The organism is Sphaerochaeta sp. UBA5849 (assembly GCA_002432715.1).
GTDB lineage: Bacteria > Spirochaetota > Spirochaetia > Sphaerochaetales > Sphaerochaetaceae > Sphaerochaeta.
Genome location: DJGJ01000004.1, coordinates 1 through 11,528, shown reverse-complemented (window position 1 = coordinate 11,528; position 11,528 = coordinate 1). Strand labels below are relative to the sequence as shown.

Here is an 11,528-nt window from a genome sequence, read left to right as displayed (position 1 = left end):
AACCCTATTTAGTTCCTACTTGCAGTACCATGTGGCTGTGCTTAGAGATTATACCCGTGAATTATAGTTTATTTATCATATTTTTTCTATATAGATTACATTTGTTTATTATTTATACGATTTTATATTTTATAGTATTTCTATTGTATTTTATTATTCTTGTTATTCTTATTTCAGAACTAATGATACATATTAGTATGATGTTAAAATACTTCAATATTTATTCATATTCATATAGTTTTTATATATTTTTATTCTTTTATTTATTTGTTTTGATGGTATTATCATGCTTTATCGATATTTTTTTTATATATTTTATATTTATTTTATCTATATTTACCATAATTGTCATTCTAAAGTACTGAAAAATACCCTGTAAATTTTTATAGATTTACAGGGTTTTGGTATTGTTTATAGGTATTTCCAGTTAGAATTCACAGTATCCTGCTATAAAATCACGCATCATGTATGCGCTGTCTTTTGGGATCCTTTGTTGGGTTTCATAATCAATATAGACAATACCGAATCGTCTGCTGTAGCCCCAAGCCCATTCAAAATTATCCATGAACGACCAAACAAAATAGCCTTTGAGATTAACACCCTCATCAATTGCCTGCTTACAGGCTGCTAGATGTTCAATAATGTAATCACATCGGAAACTGTCATGGACTCTGCCGTTGATTGGAACATCATCATTGGCACAGCCATTCTCGGTGATATACAAGGGAAGGCCGTCGGTAACCTGATCAAAGTACTTCAGTACTCGCAACAGTCCATAGGGGACAATCGGCCAATCTTGATTGGTGGTTCTCTGCCATGTGGGAACCTCCCTGTGAAGGAACAGCCTGGATTCATCAAACACAACCGCCCGTTCCATATAATAGTTGATACCTATGAAATCAATCGGTTGTGCAATAAGCTCCATATCACCTGCCTGGACAGGAAAACTGATATGCATGTCCTCAGTCACTTCCTGGGGATATCCCTTTCCCATCAACGGCAGCAAGAATACGTCGGTGAAGATGGCCCGTGCGTACCGTGCCGCCTTTTCATCGTCAGCTTTTCTTGAAGCAGGCCTTGGAAGGCTTGGATTGAGCACGGTGCCGATCGGGGCCTCCAATCCCAATTTGTGGTACTCGACCACCGCCAAGCCGTGCGCCAGGTTGAGATAGTGAACAGCCTTGATTGCCTGTTCTTGATCCTTGATACCAGGCGCATGCTCACCATACAGATACCCGAGATACGCAGTGCAGAACGGCTCATTGAGAGTTATCCATTGATCAACATATGGTCCCAGCTCTTCAAAACATACCTTTGCATATTCGGCAAATGCATATGCGGTGGAACGAACCGCCCAGCCGCCCTCATCCTGCAATGCTTGCGGCAGATCCCAATGATAGAGTGTTGCCACCACTTTGAGCCCCTTGCTGTGTAGTTCCTTGCTGAGATTGATGTAGTACTTCAGCCCTTTTTGGTTAACCGCACCGCGTCCATCTGGCATAATCCGAGGCCATGCGATGGAGAAACGATATGCCTGAAAATTGAGATCGCTCATAAGCTGGACGTCTTCTTTGTAGCGGTGATATTGATCGGCGGCAGTACTGCCGTCGTCGCCATGTAAAATTGCACCTGCCTTGTTGCAAAAAGTATCCCAAATGGAGGGTTTCCTTCCATCCTCGTCAATGGCCCCTTCCACCTGATAACTTGCGGTGGCGCATCCCCATAAAAAGTCCTTGTTGAATTCAATTTTCTGCATGGTCTTCCCTTCCAGTAGTATCTTGTATCTACCGTTTATCATCGAATGCTATCATGCTCAAAAATACGAAACAAGCTTATGTAATTTGCAGAACAAAGTTCTATCGGTGTACAAACTTATTGTTATAGCCTAATAGCAATATCGTATATATTTGTTTCTATAGAGTTTTGCATGGATTTTATAGCAATTCTAAATAACAGAGTGTCCAACGCAAATCGGCTATATCAGTGTAATGGTACGCATGAATTCCGAGCCGGGCGGCTGCTTCACAGTTTGTTGTGTTATCATCCAGGAAGAAGACCTCTTGTGCATCCACTTGTTCACTCTCCAGGATATGAATAAAAAACCCGGGTTCAGGTTTGGCCTTGCCGATTTCACAGGAAGCATAGACTGCATCAAATACAGCGTAGTGGCCCCTTGCCTTGTGATGTTCATAATGCGCAGGTTCGGTATTGGTTGCACATACTACACGCAAACCACTTTGCTTCAGTTCTGAGAGGAGCTCATGCATGCCCATATCCAAGTCGGGATGAAAGTATTTCGCCCAGAGGGAACCTTTGTAAGGAGGCACAACAATACCGGTCTTTTGGGTGAATTGCTGCCACATCTGCTCTTCGGAGATGGCGTTTTTGCTGTGCTGCTGCAGTACATCGGCCAATTTTGGATTCAGTTCAGCAAAACTGCCATATGACTCGATTCCAAAATCCTTGAGCAGGAGCTTCTCCATGCTGGTGTCGTCATGCCGTGCAAGAACTCCGCCCATATCTACCATGATCAGTGCAAAATTGTTGTTCATGGAAACCGATGTTACCATAGCAAACAGCTTCATTCCAGTGCTTTTCCTCTTTAGGAAAATACAGTATGCTTCGACGAATAAGGAGTCTTGTATGCCGAGGTTTTTCCCAGAAAATTATACTCCTGCCATGGAGCAGAAGCAGACAGAGAAAGCGATAAAGTACATCAAGGATACATTTGAGCGTGAACTCAGCGGAGGCTTGAAGCTCAGCAGGGTCACCAGCCCACTGTTCGTTCCCCGAGGATCGGGTATCAATGACGATTTGAATGGAATAGAAAGGCCGGTCCGCTTCCAGATAGGAAACCTCGAAAATCGAGAGATGGAAATCGTACAGTCCCTGGCCAAGTGGAAACGCATGGCCTTGGCGGATTTGGGATTCAAGCATGGAACAGGACTCTATACCGATATGAACGCCATCCGACCGGATGATGATCTGGATGCCATCCACTCGATTTACGTCGACCAGTGGGATTGGGAGTTGGTCATGGGCAAACACGACCGAAATCTCGAATTCTTGAAACAGGTCGTGCGCAAGATTTTTTCAGCAATGAAGCGAACAGAATTCCTCGTCAGTGAGATGTTCTCCCCCTGCCCCCCGACGCTTCCCGACCAGATTACCTTCATCCATTCCGAAGACGCACAGAAGCAGTATCCCGAGCTTTCCCCGCAACAACGCGAGAAAGTTCTGGCTGAAAAATACGGAGCAATTTTCTTGATCGGCATCGGTTCTCCGTTGGCCGATGGTGTCAGTCATGGAGGACGGGCTCCCGACTACGACGACTGGTCGACCAAGAGCGATGAAGAGCATACCGGCCTGAACGGAGACATCATCGTATGGGATGCAGTTCGCCAGGATTCCATGGAACTCTCGTCGATGGGTATCCGAGTCGACCAACAAACCTTGCTCAGGCAGCTCGAGATTCGTAACGCCCAACAGAGGGTGAATCTCTACTGGCATAAACGCCTGCTTTCAGGAGAGCTGCCACAGACAATCGGCGGTGGTATCGGACAGAGCCGACTGTGCATGTACTTGTTGAAAAAGGCCCATATCGGAGAAGTACAGGCATCCGTGTGGCCAGAAGAGGTGCTCGCAGAAGCAAAAGCAATGCATGTCTTTTTAATGTAGGAGAAAGCATGAAACTCGTCAGTTGGAATGTGAACGGCCTGAGAGCAATACAGAAAAAAGGATTTGAGGAGTATTTGCAGAACAGCAATGCCGATATTTTCTGTTTGCAGGAGACCAAACTACAGGAAGACCAAATTTCCTTGACTGCCGAGGGGTACCATACCTACTGGAGTTTTGCTGAGAAGAAAGGCTACAGCGGCACAGCACTGTTCTCCAAGCAAGAGCCGCTTTCAGTGGAGCGGGGCATCGGCCATCCTCTGGACAATGAAGGAAGAACCATCACTGCCGAGTTTGAGCAATTCTATGTCGTAAATTGCTATACACCCAACAGCCAGGAAGCCCTGGCTCGACTGGATACCAGAATGGATTGGGATGAGGCGTTCCGCAGCTATGTTGCTTCACTTGCCTCCATCAAGCCGGTGATCATCTGCGGAGACCTCAATGTGGCCCACCAAAGCATCGACTTGAAGAACCCGAAGGCCAATGAACAGAATGCAGGATATTCAATCCAGGAGCGCAACCAATTCACCAACCTGTTGGAGGCCGGTTTCATCGACACCTTCCGCTATCTCTATCCGAATCGTGAAGGCATCTACTCGTGGTGGTCCTATCGTTTCAGGGCACGCGAGAACAATGCAGGGTGGCGCATCGATTACTGGCTTGTCAGCGAGGAGCTCAAGGACCGCATCATCGACAGCACCATCGACACAGAGACTGAGGGAAGCGACCACGCCCCGGTGATCCTGTATCTCAAGGATTGAGCAAGTCATCAAGAAGGGAGCCTTTCGGCTCCCTTTCCAATTTCTTATTTATTCAGTAAATACTGAGGAATCTCTCCGCGGTTCTCAAACACTTTCCGCTGTTGTCCGTCAAGGATTTTCTTGCACATCCGGATAGCATTCGGCGTGACTTCCACCAACTCATCATCCTTGATGAACTGGATGGCTTGCTCCAAGGTGGGTTTGTTTACGGGAGTAAGCACAACTGCCTCATCCTTGCCGCTTGCCCGCAGATTGGTCAGCTTCTTGGTACGGGTGGGATTGAGCAAAAGATCGCCATCCCGATTCCGCTCTCCCACAACCTGACCTTCGTACACGGGGTCTCCAGGAACGATGAACCATCGGCCGCGGTCTTCGAGCTGCCAAAGACCATAAGCGACGGCATTGCCGCTTCGATCGCTGATCAGCGAACCGCTGAGGCGGTCAGGGAAATCTCCCTTGTAGGGCTCATAGCCCTTCATATACGTATTCAGGATCCCGTTGCCCCTGGTATCGGTCATGAACTCATCATGATACCCGATCAAGCCTCGGGCGGGGATTTCAAATTTCATTTTCACCCGTCCGTTCCCCGTATAGGTGATGTCACGCATCTGCGCCTTCCGCTTGGAAAGCTTGTCCATGACCGTCCCGCTGTTCTCCTCAGGGCAATCGACATACAAATACTCCACCGGTTCGGTTTTTCTCCCGCTTTCATCAATCTTGAAAATCGTTCGGGGACGCCCGACACAGAGTTCAAACCCCTCCCGCCGCATCTGTTCAACAATGATTGCCAGTTGGAATTCTCCACGGCCTTTTACACTGAACGTGTCATCGGCGTTTTTCTCAACCCTGATGGAAACGTTTCGAAGACTTTCTTTCTGCAGGCGTTCCCAAATTTTTGCCGAGGTGACTTGATTTCCATCCTTTCCAGCCAGCGGGCTGATATTCTTGGAAAACTGCATCGAAACGGTGGGTTCGTCGATATGGATTCGCTCTAAGGCTTTGGGGAATTCTGCAGTACAGATGGTATCACCGATATGCACATCCTCGACACCGCTGAGCACAATGATATCCCCACTCTGAACCAAGGTGGTCTCTGAGAATGTAGGACCGTTGTAGGTTTGCAGCTTGGTGACCCGTAGAGCCTTATGTACATTGTTTTCCTGAACACAGACAAGGTTGTCGTAGATTGAGGCACTGCCGTTCACAACCTTTCCGATGGCCAACCGCCCCAGATAATCATTGTACGACAAGTCGCTGACCAGCATCTGGAAGGGTTGCTCATCGTCGAAAACCGGTGCAGGGACATACGATAGGATGCAATCCATCAAGGGATGCAGGTTACTGCCCAGAGCATCGGCAAAGAGCCCGCAGCGGCCGCTCTTCCCTATGGCATAGAATATGGGTACTTCGAGCAGGGACTCATCATTGGCAAGCTCCAGCAGCAGTTCGTAGACCTCCTGAAGGACCTCAGCGCTTCGGGCATCCTGACGGTCGACCTTGTTGATGACAATGATTGGCTTGAGATTGAGCCTGAGCGCCTTCTCCAATACGAAGCGCGTCTGAGGCAGTGGACCTTCGGCTGCATCGACCAGCAAAACGACACCGTCGACCATCGAGAGGCCCCGTTCCACCTCGCCTCCGAAATCAGCGTGTCCGGGAGTATCAATGATGTTGATCTTCACGCCCTTCCAGGAGATGGCGCAGTTCTTGGCACTGATGGTGATGCCGCGCTCCCGTTCGATGGCACCGCTGTCCATTATCCGGTCCTGACCGCCATCCTTGACCATACCGCTCTGTCTGAACAGCCCGTCGACCAACGTGGTTTTACCATGGTCAACGTGAGCGATTATGGCGATGTTCCGAATCTTTGTATTCTGAGTAATCATGCAATTCCTTACCTGCGCCTATGCCTCCTCTCTTTCTGTGTTGTGTTTTCTTGCGAGAACATATTTGACCAAGATAAGAGAGAACATGCATAGGATGCTCAAACTGATGGTAGCCAGACCTCCGGCGATGCCGATCGCTTGAGCAACCGAGCCGACTAGTATCGGCATGGTGATTGCCCCTACTGTTGCAGTGGCAATACAGGTTCCTGTTGCTATGGTGGAAGCGTTGAATTTCCTATCCATGGTGGATAGCGTAGTTGGATACGTTCCACTCATTGCAAGCCCGAACCCGAACAGACTTATATAAATCAGTACAACATGTTGTACGCTGATCATCATGACAAAAAAGACAATTTGGAGAAATCCCAAAACCACCAATAGGAGGTTTTTATTCACTTTTACCGAGAGCGATGCACACGCCAGACGGCCGATGAGGATGAAAATCCACAATGCCGAACTGGTTGTTTGTGCAAGAGCGGGACTGAGCCGGCCTGTGTCGGTAAAGTAGGTTACCAGCCACCCGGTCACCGATGCTTCCCCGCAGAGATAGAAGAAGAGAATGAAGGTATTGAGCCAAAAGCGTCCGCTCTTGATGAAGTCGGTTCCGCCATCCTTGCTCTTAGCCTTGGGCTTTCCCGATAGTGAGGATTTCCCCAAAAAGAACAGGACCAGGATCTCGAACAACACCAATATCCAAGCGCTCATCCTCCAATAGACACCAAACACCGAAGTGGAGAGAATCGCGATGAAGGGAGCCAGAAAAGCTCCGACTGCAAAGGATGCATGCAGCAGATTCAGTCCGGCAGTCTTGTTCTCCGCTATTTCGCTCATCACCACATTGGTGATATTGCTCATGGTCCCCCGCCCGATGCCGGTGAAGGTGAATGCGATGAGCAAAAGCACAGGATTGGCGGTAAGGGTCATCAGGAGAAACCCGATGACGATCCCCAGCGACAACGTGATGGTACTCTTCTTCCGCCCGATCAGATACGGCAGGTATCCCGCTATGAGAAGGGCACAGAAGTTGCCGATCTGATGGGCTGAAATAACAGCACCGCTGAGTACGTAACTCATATGGTACTCTGCTTTCATGAATGGAAGCAGTGCACCGATAAGCGTACTCATCATCCCGCTGGTGAAGAAAGCAAAATAGATGGTATACATCAAGGGAACATCATCCCGTTTGACCTTGAGTAGGGATGCCAATGAGTTCATTAATCTCTCCTGGAACATTTGATACCAAGGGTACCGTTGCTTGATACTCCTATGTAATACCGTTATTTGGAAGAAATGTCCACTACCGGCAGGAAGAATCATCGGTTGCTGTCGTGTATTGCTGCATGCTGTCTGCACCCTTTGAAGGCAGGGCTGAGATCACCAACCCTGCGAGAATCAAAAAACCGCCGGCCACGATTGAAAGGGTAAGCTTTTCTCCCAAAAAGAGCACTGCACTTATCACGGTTACCAGCGGCTCCAGTGTCGATACCAAGGAAGCTTTTGCCGCCCCGATTCTTCCCAGTCCGGCAAAGAACGACCAGAAGGCCACGACAGTTGAAAAGAATGCAATCGCAAGCGTTGCCGTCACTCCTAAAGCGCTTTCCGGCAGTGATACCCCTTTAGAAAGGGCTATGCACAAGTACGATACCGAGGCGCTGAGAATAATGAAGGCGCTGCCTGCCATTGCAGTCCTTGTGCCCACCACCCGGGAGCTGATGATGATGTACAGCGAGTACACACAGGCTGCAGAGAGGGCGAGGGCAATGCCCTTCCAGTCCCCCTTGCCCGAAAGTCCGATGACCAACATGCAGCCTCCACTCGCACACATCAAAGCCAGGAGGTTGTTTCTCGAGACTTTCTCATGGGCAATGACAAAACCCAGCAAAACAACCAGAGCCGGATACGCATAGAGTAGCAGGGCTACCAATGAGGCTGATGCATGATTGAGTGCAGAGAAGTAGCAAAACGAGGTTCCTGCATACCCGACCAGACCGAGCAGGAACAAGACGGGCCATGACTTTTTTGGGGGAAGAGGCGATCGCTTGACCCATGCAAGAAAAGCGAGAAAAATTCCTCCGATGAGAAACCGTCCTAGCAACAGGGTCGTAGTATCAACTCCAGAATCATACGCAATTCGGGCAAAGATCGGCATAAGTGCAAAACAACAGGCAGAGAGGGCTACAAGTGCGTAACCCAACCCTTTTTGTACATCCAGCTTCATAATGCTTGCATGCTGGTACAGAACGGCACAGGCTGTCAAGCAATCAGGAACCCGATCCCCGGCGAATCCTATCAGCCGGGTCGTCCAGTTTTTCTATGATGCCGATGGCCTTCTTAAAAACTGCATCATCCTGGCCCCAATCCTCCCGACTCTTGCAGGGATGATAGGGACAATTCACATTGCATCCCATGGTAACAACAATATCGATACTATATAGTTCTTTCATAATTTTCAGCATCTTGATTAATGCGGGGCTTGGTTCCAGTGCCGGCGGAAAAGGCTTCGAATACATGGCTGTATTTCGCCTTCGCCAAGGCTTCGGCTATCTGGCAAAGGCTACTAGGTTCCTTGCTTCCTTGTTGAGTTCGGCTATCCAGCCCACATCTGCAATACGGCCTCAGAACTGATAAGGCTTTCAATACGAGTATGAATGCGTGAGCTCCCATGAATCTCTCTCATATTGATGTTTGTCTATACAATAAGAAATATGCTCTGTCAATGCACAAGGAGTTCAGAGTCAAGAGAATCTGCAATAGAGGCAATATCCCACCACGTAGAGCAGACTTTGTCGAGAAAGCTTTGGTCGTGGCTTATCAGCAACAAGGCCCCTGTAAAGGCACCCAGCTCGGCTTCCAAGGCCAGGCGGGAAGGAAGGTCGAGATGGTTGGTCGGCTCATCGAGAACCAAGAGGGAGAGCTCACTCTCCAAAGCTTGTGATATCAGCAGCTTTCTCAGTTCACCGGGGCTTGGGAGGGCCGATTGGAGGAACAGTCGGGCATCACTGCCCAAACGCACCACCGTCGAGACAATTCTTCCCTTTGTCTGGGAATCGAGCGCCTCAAATTTTTGGTAGGAGCAAAGACTTTTTTCTTGGTCCAGTTCCTGCTCAAGATACCAAAAGCGTATGGATTTCTCCTCAAAGAGCGGTACAAGGTGACGAATCAAGGTGCTCTTTCCAATACCATTCGGCCCGCGTATGCCTATCCTGTCGGTATGTGAAAGCGTCAGTGCAGGAAGGAACAGCCTTCGGTCGGGTCCGAGCGAAAGGACAGTTTCGTCAGTGTCCAGCACAATTTTCGCGGGATGCTTGACGCCTTGGAGTGTTATACCCGCGCTTGATTTTGAGAGGTCAAGTGCCCGCATCTCTGAAAGCGAGCTGAATAATGACTGCTTTGTTGCGAGTTGGTTTGACAGTCGCGTGTCAAGTTGACGTGACAATCGACCGGCGACCTTGTCTCCCCCGCTGACACGAAACCCATCTATTCGAGCTTTGGCATCATGATCTTTTGCATCGATATGACGCTTGCTGTTTCTCACATCCTGAACCTGAGCAACGCTCCTGCGGCGTTGCTTTTCACGCACCAAGCATCGAAGCTCCTTTCCTTGCTCCCTATAGGAGGTTTCAGCTGAAAGCCGCAGTTTTCGCATCTCCTCCATCGCTTGCGAGGGAGGACACGCAAGCTTGGTTACAAACGGTGATTGGACTTCGACGGTAGTAGTACACAGAGCATCTAGGACTTCACGGTCATGACTAACCAAAAGCCCGATACCACGATGCAGCTGAAGTGCGCTGATAATCAAATGTATTGCATTTTGGTCCAGATGATTCGTAGGTTCATCAACACAGAGAAGGTCGCTTTCCCTATAGAGAGCCCAGGCAATCTGCGCACGCTTGCGCTCACCGTGACTGAGAGTCTCCCAACGCGATGGATAATCACGATCGAGGCCCAACTGCCCATGCAACTTGCAAGCCAAAGCATCATAAGAGAGTGCAAAATCCGCGTAGGTTGGAGGTATCTCATCAGTACGCTGCGGGACATAGATGCACAGAGGGGGATGCAGCACAGCCCCCGAAAGGGGTTTAAGCTGGTTGCATGCCAGCTTGAGCAACGTGCTTTTCCCACCTCCATTCGCACCGATGAGTGCAGTCCAACCACTACCGATGGATAGGTTGAGATCAGAGAACAAATCAAGGCTCTGGTCAGGATAATGAAACGTTAAATGTTGGAATTCCAAGGTTTGGATACTCATACGGCCTCCTGGTTGAGGCGTCACACGCACGATTGAAGATATACTGTGAACACGCGGTGACGCATACAATCGAGCATTATTCGGTTTGTTGCGTGAATGGGTGTTCTTCAGTTCTTCATGCGCTTCGTTGCTCCTTGGATATTGGTAGTGTATCGGAGATTGAACCCTGTATCAAGTGTCAAAACAGCTGCTGCAGTGCAATCCAAAGTCCGCTTAAGCCGACAAAGGCGTAAACAATCCGTTTGAGAAAATATTCAGGGATTTTAGTAAAGAGTTTGAGACCGGCAATGGTTCCGATTGCAATCGAAACCCAGCCAACAAGAATGATGGGTATATGAGATACAAGCAAGGATCCATGGAGGCTGCGTACCAGGATGCTATGCAGGTTGCAGAAGAGAAAATATGCTTGGATGGTGGCTAGATACGATTTTTTCTCTGTTGCTGCAGCAAACAGGTAGAGTGCAACCGGTGGTCCACCGATGCCGAAAAAACCATTGCCGATACCAGCGACAAGGCCCATGAGAAAGCCGTTGGCCACCGTCGGCTGGATATGGATCTTCTCACTGAAGCGAGCAAAATACAACGAAAGCAGGACCAAAAAGAGACCGAGTACAACCGTAAGATAGGAAGTATCGATACTCAGGCTGTAAACTATGACCAGTTGGGCCACCAACAGCGAGGAGAGCAGCAGAGGAAGCAGGATTCTCCATCGGATATACGTTCGGTACCGTATGGATACGAATAGGGTGCTCGCTATGGCGATAACCTGATTAAGCGTTACAGCGGTGGAGAATGGGAAAAGTGAGGGAAAGAAGATCATGGCTACAATGGGAAAGCCAAATCCGATGTTTGCCTGCAGGAACGAACCTACCAATACAATGAGCGCTACAAGGACCAACAACATGGCAAGCCTCCCCGAACAGTGTAGCACAAAGGCCAAAAAAAGCCCTCCGA

General features: G+C 48.8%; 10 protein-coding genes. 2 read left to right on the top strand and 8 right to left on the bottom strand.

What is annotated here, in order from left to right:
- Positions 1 to 427 precede the first annotated feature (427 nt).
- Entirely contained in the window at positions 428 to 1,756 is a 1,329-nt protein-coding gene (locus tag B3K89_RS00530) for a GH1 family beta-glucosidase (protein WP_293896597.1), read from the bottom strand.
- Between the two features lie 178 nt (positions 1,757 to 1,934).
- Positions 1,935 to 2,585: an HAD family hydrolase gene (locus tag B3K89_RS00525; protein ID WP_293896595.1), complete on the bottom strand. Its 651-nt coding sequence runs from the start codon at positions 2,583 to 2,585 to the stop codon at positions 1,935 to 1,937.
- A gap of 58 nt (positions 2,586 to 2,643) precedes the next feature.
- On the opposite strand from B3K89_RS00525, the gene asnA reads away from it, so the two are divergent.
- Together asnA and B3K89_RS00515 are read left to right on the top strand one after the other, a co-directional pair.
- On the top strand, positions 2,644 to 3,678 hold the full coding sequence (gene asnA / locus B3K89_RS00520; RefSeq protein WP_293896592.1) for an aspartate--ammonia ligase: 1,035 nt from the start codon (positions 2,644 to 2,646) through the stop codon (positions 3,676 to 3,678).
- 8 nt (positions 3,679 to 3,686) lie between these two features.
- Positions 3,687 to 4,439, top strand: a complete 753-nt coding sequence (locus tag B3K89_RS00515) for an exodeoxyribonuclease III (RefSeq protein ID WP_293896589.1) — start codon at positions 3,687 to 3,689, stop codon at positions 4,437 to 4,439.
- Between the two features lie 44 nt (positions 4,440 to 4,483).
- Here B3K89_RS00515 and typA read toward each other — a convergent pair whose 3' ends face one another.
- From typA to B3K89_RS00485, 6 genes are all read right to left on the bottom strand, one after another.
- Positions 4,484 to 6,325, bottom strand: coding sequence for a translational GTPase TypA (gene typA / locus B3K89_RS00510; RefSeq protein ID WP_293896586.1), 1,842 nt, complete (start codon positions 6,323 to 6,325; stop codon positions 4,484 to 4,486).
- 18 nt (positions 6,326 to 6,343) lie between these two features.
- Complete coding sequence (locus tag B3K89_RS00505; protein WP_293896583.1) at positions 6,344 to 7,540, bottom strand: MFS transporter; 1,197 nt, start codon at positions 7,538 to 7,540, stop codon at positions 6,344 to 6,346.
- Between the two features lie 82 nt (positions 7,541 to 7,622).
- Positions 7,623 to 8,543: a DMT family transporter gene (locus tag B3K89_RS00500; RefSeq protein ID WP_293896580.1), complete on the bottom strand. Its 921-nt coding sequence runs from the start codon at positions 8,541 to 8,543 to the stop codon at positions 7,623 to 7,625.
- A gap of 43 nt (positions 8,544 to 8,586) precedes the next feature.
- Positions 8,587 to 8,769: a hypothetical protein gene (locus B3K89_RS00495; protein ID WP_293896577.1), complete on the bottom strand. Its 183-nt coding sequence runs from the start codon at positions 8,767 to 8,769 to the stop codon at positions 8,587 to 8,589.
- Positions 8,770 to 9,038: 269 nt separating this feature from the next.
- Positions 9,039 to 10,574, bottom strand: a complete 1,536-nt coding sequence (locus tag B3K89_RS00490) for an ATP-binding cassette domain-containing protein (protein WP_293896574.1) — start codon at positions 10,572 to 10,574, stop codon at positions 9,039 to 9,041.
- Positions 10,575 to 10,752: 178 nt separating this feature from the next.
- Positions 10,753 to 11,528: sulfite exporter TauE/SafE family protein (locus B3K89_RS00485; protein WP_345906903.1), on the bottom strand; the 776-nt coding region annotated here is incomplete at its 5' end.